14 protein-coding genes are annotated in these 15,522 nt (G+C 65.5%); 6 read left to right on the top strand and 8 right to left on the bottom strand.

The window, feature by feature from the left end:
- Positions 1 to 100 precede the first annotated feature (100 nt).
- The 4 genes from C8C94_RS04740 to C8C94_RS04725 all read left to right on the top strand — a co-directional run bounded on the left by C8C94_RS04740 (position 101) and on the right by C8C94_RS04725 (position 3,727).
- Positions 101 to 991 carry a hypothetical protein gene (locus C8C94_RS04740; protein WP_121419906.1) on the top strand — a complete coding sequence of 297 codons (891 nt, stop codon included), beginning with the start codon at positions 101 to 103 and terminating at the stop codon, positions 989 to 991.
- Positions 992 to 1,143: 152 nt separating this feature from the next.
- Positions 1,144 to 1,911, top strand: coding sequence for a hypothetical protein (locus C8C94_RS04735; protein WP_121419905.1), 768 nt, complete (start codon positions 1,144 to 1,146; stop codon positions 1,909 to 1,911).
- 38 nt (positions 1,912 to 1,949) lie between these two features.
- Positions 1,950 to 2,564, top strand: coding sequence for a sigma-70 family RNA polymerase sigma factor (locus C8C94_RS04730; protein ID WP_370449732.1), 615 nt, complete (start codon positions 1,950 to 1,952; stop codon positions 2,562 to 2,564).
- The gene (locus C8C94_RS04725) at positions 2,561 to 3,727 is read left to right on the top strand and encodes an ankyrin repeat domain-containing protein (RefSeq protein WP_121419903.1); all 1,167 of its coding nucleotides are present in this window, start codon (positions 2,561 to 2,563) and stop codon (positions 3,725 to 3,727) included. Before C8C94_RS04730 ends, C8C94_RS04725 begins: the two co-directional genes overlap by 4 nt.
- Before the next feature lie 59 nt (positions 3,728 to 3,786).
- On the opposite strand, the gene C8C94_RS04720 is transcribed toward C8C94_RS04725, so the two are convergent.
- The gene (locus C8C94_RS04720) at positions 3,787 to 4,656 is read right to left on the bottom strand and encodes an HDOD domain-containing protein (protein WP_121419902.1); all 870 of its coding nucleotides are present in this window, start codon (positions 4,654 to 4,656) and stop codon (positions 3,787 to 3,789) included.
- A 137-nt stretch (positions 4,657 to 4,793) separates the two neighbouring features.
- Positions 4,794 to 5,741 (bottom strand): LysR family transcriptional regulator, encoded by a 948-nt coding sequence (locus tag C8C94_RS04715; RefSeq protein ID WP_055397516.1) that lies wholly within the window; start codon positions 5,739 to 5,741, stop codon positions 4,794 to 4,796.
- 153 nt (positions 5,742 to 5,894) lie between these two features.
- Between C8C94_RS04715 and C8C94_RS04710 the strand changes: the two genes are divergently transcribed.
- Positions 5,895 to 6,542, top strand: a complete 648-nt coding sequence (locus C8C94_RS04710) for an FMN-dependent NADH-azoreductase (protein ID WP_121419901.1) — start codon at positions 5,895 to 5,897, stop codon at positions 6,540 to 6,542.
- 137 nt (positions 6,543 to 6,679) lie between these two features.
- Here the strand turns inward: C8C94_RS04710 and C8C94_RS04705 are convergent, their stop codons facing one another.
- The 4 genes from C8C94_RS04705 to C8C94_RS04690 all read right to left on the bottom strand — a co-directional run bounded on the left by C8C94_RS04705 (position 6,680) and on the right by C8C94_RS04690 (position 12,079).
- Positions 6,680 to 8,989: a bifunctional diguanylate cyclase/phosphodiesterase gene (locus tag C8C94_RS04705; RefSeq protein ID WP_121419900.1), complete on the bottom strand. Its 2,310-nt coding sequence runs from the start codon at positions 8,987 to 8,989 to the stop codon at positions 6,680 to 6,682.
- 301 nt (positions 8,990 to 9,290) lie between these two features.
- Positions 9,291 to 10,127 (bottom strand): MetQ/NlpA family ABC transporter substrate-binding protein, encoded by an 837-nt coding sequence (locus tag C8C94_RS04700; protein WP_121419899.1) that lies wholly within the window; start codon positions 10,125 to 10,127, stop codon positions 9,291 to 9,293.
- 231 nt (positions 10,128 to 10,358) lie between these two features.
- Positions 10,359 to 11,447, bottom strand: a complete 1,089-nt coding sequence (locus C8C94_RS04695; RefSeq protein ID WP_121419898.1) for a DUF6817 domain-containing protein — start codon at positions 11,445 to 11,447, stop codon at positions 10,359 to 10,361.
- A 323-nt stretch (positions 11,448 to 11,770) separates the two neighbouring features.
- A complete protein-coding gene (locus C8C94_RS04690) occupies positions 11,771 to 12,079 on the bottom strand; it encodes a hypothetical protein (protein ID WP_055397526.1) in 309 nt (102 codons plus the stop codon).
- Positions 12,080 to 12,359: 280 nt separating this feature from the next.
- Between C8C94_RS04690 and C8C94_RS04685 the strand changes: the two genes are divergently transcribed.
- On the top strand, positions 12,360 to 12,665 hold the full coding sequence (locus C8C94_RS04685) for a DUF4148 domain-containing protein (protein WP_121419897.1): 306 nt from the start codon (positions 12,360 to 12,362) through the stop codon (positions 12,663 to 12,665).
- A gap of 259 nt (positions 12,666 to 12,924) precedes the next feature.
- On the opposite strand, the gene C8C94_RS04680 is transcribed toward C8C94_RS04685, so the two are convergent.
- Positions 12,925 to 14,064: a zinc-binding dehydrogenase gene (locus C8C94_RS04680; RefSeq protein ID WP_121419896.1), complete on the bottom strand. Its 1,140-nt coding sequence runs from the start codon at positions 14,062 to 14,064 to the stop codon at positions 12,925 to 12,927.
- Positions 14,065 to 14,278: 214 nt separating this feature from the next.
- The gene (locus tag C8C94_RS04675) at positions 14,279 to 15,520 is read right to left on the bottom strand and encodes an MFS transporter (protein WP_121419895.1); all 1,242 of its coding nucleotides are present in this window, start codon (positions 15,518 to 15,520) and stop codon (positions 14,279 to 14,281) included.
- Between the last annotated feature and the right edge of the window lie 2 nt (positions 15,521 to 15,522).

The raw sequence follows: 15,522 nt of genomic DNA, 5'->3' as shown, positions 1-15,522 counted from the left end.
TGCTGAAAACTATTTTTGATTTTTTTCGACACCTCTCAACCCCATTGACCCATCCCGTTCGTTTCATACAGCACCACCACATTTTTTTGATGGAGCTGCCATGAAACCCCGTTCGCTCACCCTGCCCGCCCTCGCCGCCCTCGCCGCCCTGACGGCATTGCTGGGCCTGGCCCACCTTCCTGCCCAGGCCATTGGCCGCCTGGCTGATGTCACCATCGTGGACCGTGACACCGGCGCCACGCTGCCGGTGCACTACGCCCGGGGCGAATACTGGGTGGCAGGGCGGCCCGGGGCGCGGTATGCCATCACGGTGCGCAACCGGCTGGGAGAGCGGGTGCTGGCCGTTCCCTCGGTGGACGGAGTCAATGTGCTCAGCGGCGAAACCGCTGCATGGGACCAGCGCGGGTATGTGTTCTCGCCGTACGAGCGCTACCAGATCACCGGCTGGCGCAAGAGCGACAGCCAGGTAGCGGCCTTCGAGTTTTCCCACATTGCCAACTCGTATGCCGCCCGCACGGGCCGCCCAGCGCATGTGGGCGTGATTGGCGTGGCACTGTTCCGCGAACAGGCGCCGGTGCCCCAGCCTGCCCCCGCCATCACCCCCGAGCCCTACAGCCAGCGCCGTGACAACGGCCACGGCCTCGGGCGCCTGCGGGAGGAACCCGCGTCACCCGCTGCCGCTGCACCGGCGGCCCCTGATCCATCGGCCGAATCCTCTGCCCGCTCGCAATCTGCCGACAGTGTGGCCAAGGCCGCCCCCATGCCGTCGGCCAAGCTGGGCACGGCGCACGGCCAGCGCGAGACATCGGTCGTCACCCACACCAGCTTCACGCGCCTGCAGGAGCAGCCCAATGAAATCATCAGCATCCGCTACGACAGCCGCGAGAACCTGGTGGCCAGCGGCATCATCCGCGAACGGCCAGCGCGCATGCCGGTGCCCCGGGCATTCCCGCAATCGGACAACCTGTCCTATGTGCCGGACCCGAATTGACTGGGCCCGAGATAGCGGACCGGCCATGCGCAGCCGTCCCGCGCGCAGGTGAACGGGCGCCTCGCACAGTGCGCGGCGGCCGACTGCCCCTGATCCGACCCAGCCATTCCGCTCGTTTCACTCAGCACCAATAACATCGTCAAAGGGCCGCTATGAAAACCGGTTCCCCCACACTCCCTGCCCTCATCCATACCACCGTCACCGCGCTGGCCGTACTGCTCGCGCTGACCAGCTTGCCCGCCCAGGCCATCGGCCGCCTGGCCCAAGTCACTATCGTCAACCCCCATACAGGCGCCAGGCTGCCGATGTACTACGCCAAGGGCCAATACTGGGTCGCTGGCCGACCTGGGGCCCAGTATGCGGTCACATTGCACAATCGCAGCGGCGATAGGGTGAATGTCGTGCTAATGGTGGATGGCGTCGACGTACTAACCGGTCAGACCGATGAGTTCACCGGTCAGAACGACGGGTGGAGACGGAGCGGCTATGTGTTCTTGCCCCATGCGCGCGATCGAATTGCCGGCTGGTACAAATCCAGCGGCACGTTGCCTCACTTCGAGTTCGCAAACGTTGCAAACTCCCACGCCGACCTCACTGCGCGCTCAACCAAGGTGGGCCTGATCCAGATTGCATTGTTCCGCCAGCGGATCATCGACCCCGTTGCACAGGTGAGGCCTGAACCGTCCGGCCAACACCGCAACAAAGTTAGCAACGAAGACCGTCTGAGCGAGGAAGCCCCGCACGGGCAGCGCCAGACCCCGGTTGTGTCGCACCTCCTCGAAGAGGTCATCAGCATCCGTTACGACAGCCGCAAAAACCTGATTGCAAAAGGCGTGATCCGAAAGCGGCGTGCGCACCCGCCGGTACCGCAAACCGTGCCGCAATCGGACAACGTGTCTTACGTACCAGACCCGAGGTAGGCCCTGAATGCAACCCCAGCGGATCTGTCCGCCAGCGCATGAGTCCCTCCCATAATGCGCGGGTGCCATCCACCCCATTCCCCGCCACCATGGAGGACTCCGACGAAGCGCTGATGTTGCGCTACGCCGCAGGAGAATTGGGCGCGTTCGATGTACTGTATGGGCGGCACGAACTGGCGGTGTGGCGGTTTGTGTTTCGCAGCGTCAAGGTGCAGGCCGAGGCCGATGACCTGCTGCAGGACGTGTGGTTTGCCGTGGCGCGCAATGCTGCCCGCTACGAGGTGAAAGCCAAGTTCCGCACCTGGCTGTTCACCCTGGCGCACCACCGGCTGGTGGACCACCTGCGCACCGCCAGGCACCACACCAGCCTGGATGCGAGCGACGACGATGCGCGCAGGCTGGCCGACACACTGGTGGCCGACTCGGGCTTTGGGCCCGTGCGGCAACTACAGTCGCGCGAACAAGCGGCCGCGCTGATTGCGGCGGTGGAACAGTTGCCGCTGGAGCAGCGCGAGGCCTTCCTGCTGCAGGCCGAAGGCGACCTGGGCGTGCAGGAGATTGCCGAGGCCACCGGCGTGAATTTCGAAACCGCCAAGAGCCGCCTGCGCTACGCGCGGGCCAGCCTGCGCCAGCACCTCAAGGAGTTTGTATGAACCTGCAGGACGACGAGCTGGTCCGGCGCTACCACGAAGCCAGCGCGCAGGAAGGCGCCCGCCCCGGCGCGCATGTGCGCGAGGCCGTGCGCGCGCATGCACAGATGGTGGCGGCCGCCCACACTGCAGGCCCCGCTCCAACGCCTGAAGCCCCCGCCGCCAACCAGGCACGCTGGAAGATCTCGGCCCTGGCCACCGTGGCCGTGGTGGGCCTGACCGGTTTGCTGATGCTGCAGTTCGAACGCGGCACGCCCGAGGAGCGGGACACCGCATTCAGCCACCGCCGGGCCGAGGCGCCCGCACCTGCAGCCCAAACCGCCCCCGCACCCGCGCCCTCGGCCGCCCCCGCACCCAAGCCCCTGCCAGAGGCCCTCTCCCCGCCTCCGTCGGCCACATTGCCAGCCCCCCCCGACAGCGCACAGGAGCAGGAGCGCGCCCGCAACACCACCAGCCCGGCCACCGGGGCCGTGGCCCCCAAGTCCACCACGGCACCTTCGCCTGCGCACGCACCGCCCCCCGCGCAGCCCTTAGCCAAGACCGCGCCAGCACCAACCCCGGCACCGACTCCAGCACCTGCCACGGCTGTGGCCCCAGCCCCCGCGTCTGCCTCCACAGCAGCCGCAGAAACTGAAACCCTGCACGCCCCCCGCGCAGCCGGAGCCATGTCTGGGTTCCCCGCATCGCCCTCCCCGGTCGCCGCCCCCAACGCCGAGAGCCGCGAGCACGCGGCAACAGCTCCCACAAAACAGCCCCCCCCACCAGCCGCGCCCGAGCCCCAGGCAGCGGCCGCTGCTGCAGCCCCGGCCGCCCGCAGCCCGCTGGCCGACTCTGTGGCCCGCGACAGCAACGGAGCAGCCACCGCCTCCATGCAAAAACGCCTCGGGGCATCGTTGCCAGGCAACGTGTGGGACGCTGCCCGTGCGGGCAACCCCCAGCAGATAGAAAGCCTCGTCCGCCAGGGAACGCCAGTGGACGCCCGCGACAACGAGGGCAGAACCGCCTTGATGCTGGCAGCGATGAACGGCCACACCGCCACCGCCCAGAAGCTCCTGGCCCTGGGCGCCAACCCCCGGCTGGTGGACCGCGAGGGCCTGAATGCGGCGCAGTGGGCTGCGCAGCGGGGGCATACGCGCCTGGCCGAGTTGCTGGAGGCGGTGCGCTGAGGGCGGCGGAGATGGACTCAGCCCGAACGGTCTTCTGATTGATCAGCCGCGCATCGGCATCAGAACCGCACGGCCTCAAACGCCGGATGCAGCGCGTCGATCCAGTGGTCCAGCTCGTCCTGCGTTACGTGCAGGTGGTCCATGCAGGCCTGCCCATGCTGCTGCCATTCGCGCGTGGGCGGCAGGTTGTCATGTTGGTTGACCAGAAACTCGGCCAGCAGGCCCAGGGCCACCAGGTGGCGTACGGTAGGGTCAAACCGCTCGTCATCGAGGCAGGCAAAGTCGTGGTGCAGCCAGATGGCTTGCGCTACGTCGCCTGGCAGGTGCCAGGTGCGCGCGACGATGGCGCCCATCACGGCGTGGTCGGTGCGGTGGCTGGCGTTTTCGGTCTGGGTGAAGGTGCGGTCCTTGCGCGCCAGGGCCTCGGTCACGGTGCCAGCATAGCCGCGCACCGCCTTCACCAACACCGGCATGCCCACATGGCAGAACAGACCGAAGCTGTAGCCCAGGCCGGGGTCCAAGCTGTAGAGCTGGTGGCCGATGTGTTCGCAGGCGATGGCGCGGCGCTGCGAGCTTTCCCAGAAATGCTCCAGCAGCGGCGACCGCACCTGCAGCGCGTTGCGCGTGATGAAGGCCGATAGTAACTGCACCGCTGGCTGCAGCCCCAACACCGTGAGCGCCATGCCCACGGTCTGCACAGGCTGGGCCAGGCCATACAGCGGGCTGTTGGCCAGCCGCATGACGGCAGCGGCCAGGGCCACGTCGGAGGACGCCAATTGTTCCAGGGCCGCCGAATCCAGCTCGGGCTCGGCCATGATCTGCTGCAGGCGCAGCAACGATTCGGGGCACGGCGGAACCACGATGGCCCGCACGGCGGGGTGCACACGGGCCTGCCGGATGTCTTGGTCGATGGGGTGTGGAGCAGTCACAAAAAATCCCCGGGCCGCCGCGTGTGCTGAACACAGGGACGGGGCAGCCCGCACAGTTGCAATTCGTTGCATTGTGGGGCCAAAAAGCGTGCCGCCCATTGAACCCGTGCACAAGCGCAGCCTTTGCGCTGAGCAACTCAGATATTCGCGCCGTCGAGCCCCTGCAGGGCCTGCCGCGTGCTCAGGCTGCTGCGCCCGGGCATGGCCTCGCCCAGGTAGTCCAGAAACCGCCGCACGGCGGGCGACAGACCCCTGCGCGAGGGGAAAACCGCATGCACGATGGCGGGCGCAGGCGCCCAGTCAGGCAGCACCCGCACCAGCTTGCGCTCGCGCATTTCTTCCTGGCACATGTAGTCGGGCATCCAGCACACGCCGGTGCCCGCCACGGCGGCGTATTTGAGCGTGAGCAGATCATCGGCCACATAGCGCGGGGTGTGCTGCACCATCTGGTGCACGCCGCCAGGGCCGATGAGATTCCAGATGGACCGGCCCTCGGGTGCCGACATGGCAATGCTGTCAAGCTTGGCCAGATCGTCCAGCGTCTTGGGCGTGCCCTGGCGGATCAGCAGCTCGGGGCTGGCCACCAGGATCTGCGTGGTGTGGTCCAGCCGCTTGACGACCATGCTGCCGCTGTCGTCCACCGAGGGGCGCACGCGCAGCGCCACGTCGATGCCCTCCTCCACCAGGTTGACCGCACGGTTGCTCACCAGCATGTCGATACGCACTTCGGGGTACTGGGCGAGAAACCGGGGCATCAGCTCGGCCACCACGGTCTGCGCCAGCGTCACCGGGCAACTCACGCGGATGGTGCCACGCGGTGTGGTCTGCACCTGGGCCACAGTGTCGGCAGCAGCCTGGGCCGACTCGCGCATGGCCTGGCAATGGCGCAAGTAGGCCTCGCCCACTTCGGTCAGCGACAGCTTGCGGGTGGTGCGTTGCAGCAGACGCACACCCAGCTGCGCCTCCAGGTCGGACACGCGCCGCGACAGGCGCGACTTGGGGATGCCGAGGGCGCGGCCGGCAGCGGCAAAGCCACCGCGCTCCACCACTTCGGCGAAATACAGCATGTCGTTGAGGTCTTGCATGGTGGAAGTGCGGGTTGTAGCCACGCGCGATTCATTCGATGGATGGAACAATCTATCTCAAATTAACCACCTTATCAACAAACGGATGAACAACCACAATTCATCCCATGGCCACACGCTGTGGCTCCATCCACAGAACCCCAGGAGTTTTTCATGCAACTGCTTCACGTTGATTCCGCCATCACCGGTGCCAACTCCGTTTCGCGACAGCTCACGGCACAGATCGTGGCCGCCTACAAAGCCAGCCATCCAGCCACCGAGGTGACCTACCTCGATCTGGTAGCCAACACCCCCGCACACTTCACCATGGACGCAATGACTCCGCGCACGGGCCAGACCGAAGGCTTGAGCGAAGCGCAAAAGCGCGAGAACGCGGTGTCCGAGCAACTGGTCAGCCAGTTTCTGGCAGCCGACGTGGTGGTGATTGGCGCACCGCTGTACAACTTCAGCATTCCCACCCAGCTCAAGGCCTGGATCGACCGGCTTGCCCAACCCGGCCGCACGTTCCAGTACACCGCCAACGGGCCCGAAGGCCTGGCCAAAGGCAAGACTGTGATCGTGGCCTCTACCCGGGGTGGCGTGTATTCCACCAGCGAAGGCGGCCAGGCCATGGAGCACCAGGAGAGCTACCTGAAGGTGGTGTTCGGCTTCTTCGGCATCACCGACGTGCGGTTTGTGCGCGCTGAAGGCGTGGCCATGGGCCCTGATGCCAAGGCCGCAGCCCTGGCTTCCGCCGAAGTGGAAATCACCAACCACACCGGCGCCGCAGCCAACCAAGCCAGCGTAGCGCAAGCGGCCTGAACGGCAACTGCTGGACACTAGGCCCGCCAACATTGACAAACCCGGCTCCCTGCCGGGTTTTGTTTTTATGCTGAAAAGTGACTCCAGCGCTTATTAAATAAGCGCTAATAGCTATAAATTAAATAGCAAATCCGCATTCAAACGATTGTGTGGCTTGTCGACTGCCGCTGCAGCCACTGCCGGGCCAGTTGCTCCGGCGGCAGCGCCGGGGCAAACAGCCAGCCCTGAAAACGCTCGCAGCCCATCTTGATCAAAAGCTGCAGCTGCTCCTCGGTCTCCACCCCTTCTGCCACCACCGAAAGGCCCAGCGTGCGGGCCAGCGCATTGATGGTGGCGCAGATCTCGCGGTCGTTCACATCCACCACGATGTCGCGCACAAACACCTTGTCGATCTTCAGCTCACCCACTGGCAGGCGCTTGAGCTTGATGAGCGACGAGTGCCCGGTGCCAAAGTCGTCGATCGACAGCGCAAAACCCGCGTTTTTCAGGTCGAGCGCAATGGCGTAGAGCGATTCGTCCAGCAACTGCGACTCGGTGATCTCCAGCACCAGGTCCGCAGGCTCCACCCCCGCGCGCTCGGTGACGCCCAGCAAGGTCTTGGTGAACCCTGGTTCGCGCAGCTGGATGGTGGAGACATTGACCGACACCACCGGCACCTGCCAGCCCTCGGCGCGCCACTGCGCCACCTGGCGGCAGGCGGTGTCGAACACCCACAGGCCCATCGGCACGATGAGCCCACTCTCCTCGGCCAGCGGAATGAACTCGTCCGGCTGCACCGCCTTGCCGTCTACTGACCAGCGCAGCAGCGCCTCGGCGCCCACCGTATGGCGCTGCTGGTTGAGCTGGGGCTGGTACACCAGCGTGAACTCGCCACCCTGCAGCGCGCTGTGCAGGCGGCGGCGCAGCTCCAGCCGACTGCGCGTGATCTGCGTGAACTCCTCGATGTAGAAACGGTACGAGCCGCGCCCTGCGCTTTTGGTGGCGTGCAGCGCCGAATGCGCGTGGCGCACCAGCTCCACACTGTTGGCAGAGTCGTCCGGGTACAGGCTGATGCCCAGGCTGGCACCCATGTACTGCGCCCCCACCTCCGACAGCTCCCAGGGTCTCCCCAGCCCTTCAACCAGCGATGCGGCCAGTTGCGCCAGCTCGGTGCGCGAGGCGGGGCGCAGCAGCATCACGGTGAACTGGTCATTGGCCAGCCGCGACACCAGGCCCTGCCCCGCCAGCAGCTGGGTGATACGCTGGGCCACCTCACTCAGCAGCGCATCGCCCACGCGGTGGCCGTAGGTTTCGTTCACGCTCTTGAAGTGGTCCAGGTCGATCAGCAGCAGCGCCACACGGCGGTTGGTGCCCTGCGTGTCGCGCGCGGCCTCGGCCACGGCGCGCTCCAGCGCATCTTCAAAGTAGCGGCGGTTGGGCAGGCCGGTGAGCGCGTCAAAGTGCGCCACCCGGTACAGCTGCTCTTCGTTGCGCAGCACGGCGGCCTCGGCCGTGCGCAGTCGGTTGAGCAGGCTGACCACAATGGTCTGGCGCAGTGCGGCCAGCAGCAGCACCAGCAGGCAGCACACCAAGATGAGCGCCTGCACCCCGGCACGCCCGTCGGGCGCGACAAACAGCAGCACCAGGGTGATGGCCGCCAGCGTCATCGACACCAGCGGCACATAGTTCATGGCCCGGTCACACTGGCGGCGGTAGTCGGCATCCACCGACATCTCAAAGCGCAGCCAGCGCGCGCCCCAACCCAGGGCGAGCGCCGAGAGGCTGAAGCTGGCGTTGAACCAGACACCCGGCTCCACCGTGCTGCTGATCACCATCAGGTTCCACTGCATCCAGCTCAGGCCATAGCCCAACAGGCCCATCAAGACCAGCAGGTGCGAGCGCGCCACCCGCACCCCCACGGTAGGAATGGCCAGCGCCGTGACTCCCGCCGCCGTGAGGAACCCTGCCGGGTACAGCACCAGAACCGTACCCACCGCCGCCGACCCCACCCCGCCCGAGGGCAGATAGATCACCAGGGTGAAGGCCAGCAGCGCCAGCACGGCACCGCCAAAGTCCAGCGCCGCCGGGTAGGCGCGGTCACGCGAGAGGCGGGCAAACGTGGCGCGGATGACGGTGGCCGCCCACAGCGGGCCCCCTGCCAAAAAGAACAGGTCGGCAGGCGCGGGGAACGGGTTCCAGTCCAGCGCCACCTGCACGTTCCACACCATCTGCCCCACAGCCACCAGCAGGGCAAAGGCCAGCAGACCGGCGTGCAGCGCGCGGTCGGTAGGCGGCGCCTGCACCCAGCCGCGCCAGGCCCAGAAGGCCGACAGCCCAAACGCCAGCGTCCACGAGGCGTTGTCCAGAAACACCCGCACGCTGACGTCCGGCACCCACAGCGACGCGGCGAACAACAGCGTGGCTGCGCTCAACCAGACCGCTGAGAGGATTCGTTCCGCGAAGGACATGGGTGGGGGGCCGTGGTGGAAGGGGTGTGCTGGGCGTAATTGCTACAGAACGTTAACCCTCCCATTGTGGACGCAAGCGTGGCCCGCCTGTTTCCCCTCAAAGCAGCCGGGGCACTGGGCCGGCCAATAGCTACCAAAAAAATAGCATCCAGCGCCTGCTGGACAAGCGCTGGATGCCAATGGAATCTGAATATTTGCCGTTCTTCGACAGCGCTTTTGGGCTCCCGCTCCCCTCGCGGGAGCAAGTCAAACCAGGGCACCGCAGCGCCCACCCATCACAGGGTGCGCTCAGCGTGAAGCCTTAAAACCCTGGCAGCACCGAACCCTTGAACTCGGTCTGGATGAATTTCTTCACTTCTTCCGAGTGGTAGGCCTTCACCAGCTTGGCCACCCAGGGCTTGTCCTTGTCGGCTTCGCGCACGGCGATCAGGTTGACGTAGGGGCTCTTGGCGTTTTCTTGCGCAATCGCGTCCTTGCCAGGGTTCAGGCCGGCCGACAGCGCAAAGTTGGTGTTGATGGCCGAGGCGTCCAGGTCGTCCAGCGAGCGCGGCAGCTGGGCAGCGTCGAGTTCCACGAACTTGAGCTTCTTGGGGTTGCTCACCACGTCCAGCGGCGTGGCCTTGAGGCCCGCGCCGTCGCGCAGCTTGATCAGGCCCTTGTCCTGCAGCACCAGCAGCACGCGGCCACCGTTGGTGGGATCGTTGGGGATGCCGAACTTGGCGCCTTCCTTCAGGTCTTCCAGCTTCTTGACCTTCTTGGAATACAGGCCGATGGGGAAGTTGACGGTGTAGCCCACCGACACCAGCTTGTAGCCACGGTCGGCCACCTGCGCATCGAGGTAAGGCTTGTGCTGGTAGCTGTTGGCATCAAGATCGCCTGCAGCCAGCGCGGCGTTGGGCTGCACGTAGTCGCTGAACTCGACGATCTGGATCTTCAGGCCGTCCTTCTCGGCAACCTTCTTCACCTGCTCGAAGATCTGGGCGTGGGGGCCGCCGGTCACGCCCACCTTGATGGGCTTGTCCTGGGCCATGGCGCCGGACGAGAAAGCGGCAGCAGCGGCCAGAGCCAGGGCGGATTGCAGGAGAAGGCGCTTGTTGTTGTTCACAGGGAAAACCTTTCGTTGAGAGATGGCTCGCATCCTAGGGTTTTCCCGATAACACAGGAACAACTAAGTTTTCATTTCATTAAAACCAATTCGAATAAGAAGACAAGGCCCGCGCCCCCACCCCCACCTCACGAAACTGGCGCGCCCAACGAGGGCAGCCGAGCAAGGGCCGCCCCGCAGCGAGGGCTGCGTCCCCCTTCCCGAATCGCGCTGCGATTCGAGAGAAGGGGGAAGTGGCGCAGTCACTCTGGGGGATGTTCCAAGTCACCCACGCAGTGCCACGTTGTTCAGCTTGTCCAGCCGCTCGGGCCAGGTGCCCTCCACCGTCGCGCCCTGCAGCAGGATGCGCGTCCAGGCCACCCAGGCGTCCCACTGCACGCGTTTGTCCCACGCATTGCCCCAGGCGCTGAACAGGTGCAGCGCGCTTTCGGCGGCGGCCTTGGCGTCGTCCTTGCGGCCAGCGGACAGATACAGCTGGGCCAGCACCATCTGCGGCTCGCCCACCCAAGGGTTGTGGCGCACGGCGCTTTCCAGCACGCCGGTGGCCACGTCCAGATCCACCAGGGGCTGGTCTTGCTGGATGACCGACCAGTACAGCGACGTGGCCGCCGCCTCGTTGGCGGCCGACAGGTACTGCGAGCAGTGCGCAAACACCGGCGGCATGGGCAGCACATCCTTCAGGCCCGGGTGCTGCAGCGCCTTGGCCAGGCCATTGATCTGGTGCACCATGCGCCCCGACGGCCGCATGGGCCCGGGCCACAGCGATGCGGCCCAGTGCGCCTTCTGGCTGCGGTGCTGCACGTCCGGAAAGCGCGAGAAGATATCGTCCTGCCAGCTGAACCACTGCTCGATGGTGTCGGCCATGCTCACGATGATGAAGGCCGCCACCTCGTAGGGCGTGAGCACATGGTCCTGCCCGTCCTTTTGCAGCACCAGGCTGCCGTCCGCCTCCAGTGCATGGGCCAGCACCTTTTGCACAAACTGCGTGCGCGACTGGGTGCAGAACAGGTAGACCAGGTGCTCGGCCGACTCGCCCGCAATCTCGCGCACACGGGCGCGCTCCTTGGCGGGGTCGAACTTCACCAGGTCCACAAAGGCATTGCCATACACGCTGTGCAGCAGCCCCAGCAGGCGCACATCGCGCGGCTGCTGCCACACGGTCAGCGTGCGCGTCACGCCCACCAGGTGGTGGCGAAACGTGCCCGCCTTGTGCCAGTCCTGCCCCACATTGCGCGCGAGCACCGTGGGGAGCACGGGCGCCAGTTCAGGGTCGCGGGTCAGCCACTCTTCGTCCAGCAGCGGCAATGCGCGGGCAAACAGGTCTGGGTCCAGGGGGTGAAGCGGCAGGGTCATGGTGTTGTGTCTCCGGCGTTGATCGTGCTGGTAATGCAATGTACACACAGTATCTGCCCACACGGCGGGTGTGCAAGCACCGGGGTGACCCGGCCCTCACACCCAGCACGCGCCTGCACGACGGCTCGGTCAGCCCCACTGCGTGCTGCGGGCTTTCAGGCTCAGAGGCTGAGAGTTTTTTAGCCGGGCCCGAAAGGCGCGCAAATACGCCTCGGATCTAGGCGCAAAGCACAGCCATAGCTCAGGCTATGGCGAGCATTTGTAACGACGAGCTGGGGCGTATTGGCGTGCAAGGCGGGCATGGATGAAGGACTCTCAGCCTCTCAGACCAGCCTTACTTCAAAGTACGCGCCCTCTCCTTCCCCCAAATCCCGGAACCCGGCCTGCCGGGCTGCCACGCTGGCCTTGCCCCAGGCCTTGAGCAAAGTGAGATCGCCAGGGGACACCACCTCGGGGGGCGACTCCTCCAGGCTCTGCATGGTGTCCAGCGCAGCTGCTACCTGTTCAGGGCCGCCAAGCTGCTTTTCCAGGGCCCTGGCGTACCGAGTTTCTGCGGCAATGCGCTCTTTGGGCGGAAGCTCCTCGGGATAGTCGCGGAGGTTGACGACGAAAGTGGATTCGATGACTTGCATGGCACTGCTACTCCTGTGGTTTGATACTGTATGAATATACAGTTTTTTCCAGCAGAATTCGAGCCCTGAAAGATCACCCGGGAGCGCGGGATGATGGAAGGATTGTTCTCAATACTGGAACAGTTAGTTCGCGACCAGGTAGTTTTTCCGTGAACACCATCGGCGTACAGTTCATCCCATCGATGAGCCGAACCCGCAAGGCGACTCACCGAACCCGGTTCAGAAATGGTTTTTGACCCGGCTTTTTTGAGACGCTTTTTAACTTTCAAGGATTTTCATCATGAACAAGACCGCCCGTTTCCTCTCCGTCGCTGCTGTTGCCGCTTTCGCTTCTTTTGGCGCCCAGGCTGACGAAGCCGACAGCTCGCAATTCGCCCTGAAGTTCGAAACGAACCGCACCCGCGCTGAAGTGGCCGCTGAAGTGGCCGCTGAAGCCGCCACCGTCGCCCAGACGCGCAGCCAGGAACCTGCTGGTTCGCGTGTGGTGACCTACACCTCCACCGCTGACCGCGCTGCCGTGCGTGCCCAGGCAGCAGAAGCCCTGCGCACCGGCCAGATCCCCCACGGCGAATTCAGCGCCATGTAATTGGCAGACCAACTGCTTGAGTTTGGTTGAAGCAGTTGCGGGACTTCCCATGGTGGTGGCACTTCGCATTTGCAGGTGCTGTTGCCATGGGGAGTGTTAACTGAACCGCAGGGGCGGGCAGGCAGATCGGGCTCCCTAGGGGAGCCCTTTTTGTTGGCGCACGCGGCGTCGGCTGGCTACATGGCACTTACCGAGCTTGCCTGGCGCCTGCCGTAGTGGACCGTCCCTCAAGGCGCCGCAAGCGCCCCTGCAACGTCGCTTACAGCGACGGGTCGATCAATACCTTGGCCCCAGTATTGCGCGGGCCGTAGAACGCAATGGACTCGGCACTCAGCGCGCCTGCCAGCGACACGGTGCGCGCGTAGTGGCTGGCAAACGTGGTCTTCAGCTCGGCCGCCACGCGCTGGCGCAGCGCCTGGGTGGCCTCTTCGCCAATCTTCTGCAGAAACGGGAACAGCAGCCATCCCCCCATGCCCCAGGCCATGCCAAAGGTGCGGTGCACTTCGGTCGGGCGCGTGTCCAGGTGGCCGTACAGATACACCTGCTTGTGCACGGCCGAGCCGTAGCGGCTGTATTCCTTGGCCTTGCGGTTGATGGCGGCCTCCATGCACTGCAGGATCTGCCCCGCCAGCGTGCCGCCGCCCGTGGCATCAAACGCAATGGTGGCGCCCGTGGCGGCCAGCGCGTCGGTCAGCTCGGCCATGAAATCGGGCGCACTGCTGTCGCACACGTACTGGGCGCCCAGTTCGCGCAACAGTTCCGCCTGCTCGGGCTTGCGCACGATGTTGACCAGGCCGACACCATCCTTCTGGCAAATCTTGAGCAGCATCTGGCCCAGGTTGCTGGCCGCAGCGGTGTGCACCAGCGCGGTGTGGCCTTCGCGCTTCATGGTTTCGACCATGCTCAGCGCAGTCAGCGGGTTGACAAAACACGACGCGCCCTCAGCCGCCGTGGTGCCGGGCGGCAGAGGCAGGCACTGCGCTGCAGGCATGGCGCGGTACTGCGAATACATGGCGCCACCAATCACTGCCACCGTGCGGCCCAGCAGCGCCTGCGCAGCGGGCAATGCACCCGCAGCCACCACCAGACCTGCGCCCTCGTTGCCCACGGGCATGCTCTGGCCCAGGCGTGCCGCCATGCCGGGCATGGCGCGCTCGGGGATGCGGGCCGTGGCCACGGGGCGGTCTGCACTGCCGGTGACCTGCACGGTGGACAGATCAGCCGGGCCCAGCAGCAGGCCAATGTCCGATGGGTTGATGGGCGTGGCCTGTACCTGAATCAACACTTCGTCAGGCCCTGGCGTGGGCACGGGTGTCGGCTCCAGGCTGATCTGCAAGGTGCCATTGGCTTGTACAAGCGAGCGCAGCTGCAGCGCGGTGGTAGGGATGGATGGGTTCATGGAGGTCTCGCAGTGGGGTGATGGAAATGGGGCCGCGCACATGAAGTGGCGCGACGTGGAGGGAGACTGGGGTGCCAGCAGGTCGCAGCCTCTCCACCTGCTGCGCCATTTTTCACCAGGACGCCGGGTTTTGCTGTCCCCTCGGTTTTGCACCCCACATCGCCGTCAGTTTGCTGGCGCGCAATGCACGCGTTCACCCCATCTCCTTCAACCTTCAACTACCGACAAAAGCACGGCCCTCGGCCCTACCAGAGCGCCAGGTCAGCAAGACCAGCAACGCGGCCACCAGCAACAAAACAGCGCTGACGACAAAGGTGCTCTGGTATCCGCTGCGGTCAAACAGCAGGCCCCCCACCGTGGAGCCCAGGCCGATGGCCAGTTGGACCACCGCCACCATGAGGCCGCCTCCGGCTTCAGCGTCTTTCGGCATCGACCGGGCGACCCATGTCCACCAGCCCACCGGTGCTGCCGTGGCCACCATGCCCCATACACCCAGCAAGGCCGTGACAGCGGTGAGCTGGTCACCCAGACAGATCAGCGCGATGGCGATGAGCGCCATCAAGACGGGTGCCGTGAACAGCGTTGGGTAGAAGCCTCTGGCCAGCGCCGCGCCGACGAGCGTGGTGCCCACAAAGCCCGCCACCCCGATCACCAGCAGGATGAACGACAAGGTGAACCCACCCACATGCGTGACGGTCTCCAGAAATGGCCGCAGGTAGGTAAACAGCACAAACTGTCCCATGAAAAAGCTGCCCACTGCCAGCATGCCCACAGCAATCATCCGGCGCCGGAGCAGTCTGAAAACAAGGCCAGAGGCCCCAGAGCGCCGGGGCCAGGCAGGCATTGGCGGCAGGCTCACCCACTGCCAGATGAAGGCCAGCACCGCCACCGGCACCAGGCAAAAGAAAGCCCCACGCCAGCCAATCACGGCCCCCAGATAGCTGCCCAGCGGCGCCGCCACCACCGTGGCCAGCGCGTTGCCACCATTGAAGATGGCCAGGGCCCGTGGCACCTGCTGCGCGGGCACCAGCCGCATGGCCGTGGCGGCCGACATCGACCAAAAGCCTCCCACCACCACCCCAATGAGCGCGCGCCCCACCATGTACACCGCGTAGTTCGGCGCCAGTGCAATGACCGCGCCAGATAAGCACATCAGCGCCGTAAGGCCCAGAAGCAGGGTCTTTCGGTCCATCCTGCCTGCCAGCGCTGCAATGCTCAGGCTGGTGAACACGGCGAAGGCGCCCGATATCGCAATGCCCTGCCCGGCCCAACCCTCACTGACACCCAGGTCTGCGGCCATGGGTGTGAGCAGGCTGACTGGCATGAACTCCGACGCGATCAGCGCAAACACGCAGAGCGTCATCGCAAAAACGCCGCTCCAGCGCGCGGGCTGCGCCGCCGCCCCGTCTTCACCGCCTGTGTGGTGCGGCGGGGCGTCGCAAACCTGGGTGGTCATTG

The sequence above is a fragment of the Acidovorax sp. 94 genome, from assembly GCF_003634645.1.
Lineage (GTDB): Bacteria > Pseudomonadota > Gammaproteobacteria > Burkholderiales > Burkholderiaceae_C > Acidovorax > Acidovorax facilis.
This window is presented reverse-complemented; position numbering and strand designations above follow the sequence as displayed.

Coding starts and splice junctions, on each gene's coding strand:
- C8C94_RS04740 (WP_121419906.1), top strand. CDS start 101: ATGAAACCCCGTTCGCTCACCCTGCCCGCCCTCGCCGCCCTCGCCGCC.
- C8C94_RS04735 (WP_121419905.1), top strand. CDS start 1,144: ATGAAAACCGGTTCCCCCACACTCCCTGCCCTCATCCATACCACCGTC.
- C8C94_RS04730 (WP_370449732.1), top strand. CDS start 1,950: ATGAGTCCCTCCCATAATGCGCGGGTGCCATCCACCCCATTCCCCGCC.
- C8C94_RS04725 (WP_121419903.1), top strand. CDS start 2,561: ATGAACCTGCAGGACGACGAGCTGGTCCGGCGCTACCACGAAGCCAGC.
- C8C94_RS04715 (WP_055397516.1), bottom strand. CDS start 5,741: ATGCAAGACCTCAACGACATGCTGTATTTCGCCGAAGTGGTGGAGCGC.
- C8C94_RS04710 (WP_121419901.1), top strand. CDS start 5,895: ATGCAACTGCTTCACGTTGATTCCGCCATCACCGGTGCCAACTCCGTT.
- C8C94_RS04705 (WP_121419900.1), bottom strand. CDS start 8,989: ATGTCCTTCGCGGAACGAATCCTCTCAGCGGTCTGGTTGAGCGCAGCC.
- C8C94_RS04700 (WP_121419899.1), bottom strand. CDS start 10,127: ATGCGAGCCATCTCTCAACGAAAGGTTTTCCCTGTGAACAACAACAAG.
- C8C94_RS04695 (WP_121419898.1), bottom strand. CDS start 11,447: ATGACCCTGCCGCTTCACCCCCTGGACCCAGACCTGTTTGCCCGCGCA.
- C8C94_RS04690 (WP_055397526.1), bottom strand. CDS start 12,079: ATGCAAGTCATCGAATCCACTTTCGTCGTCAACCTCCGCGACTATCCC.
- C8C94_RS04685 (WP_121419897.1), top strand. CDS start 12,360: ATGAACAAGACCGCCCGTTTCCTCTCCGTCGCTGCTGTTGCCGCTTTC.
- C8C94_RS04680 (WP_121419896.1), bottom strand. CDS start 14,064: ATGAACCCATCCATCCCTACCACCGCGCTGCAGCTGCGCTCGCTTGTA.
- C8C94_RS04675 (WP_121419895.1), bottom strand. CDS start 15,520: ATGACCACCCAGGTTTGCGACGCCCCGCCGCACCACACAGGCGGTGAA.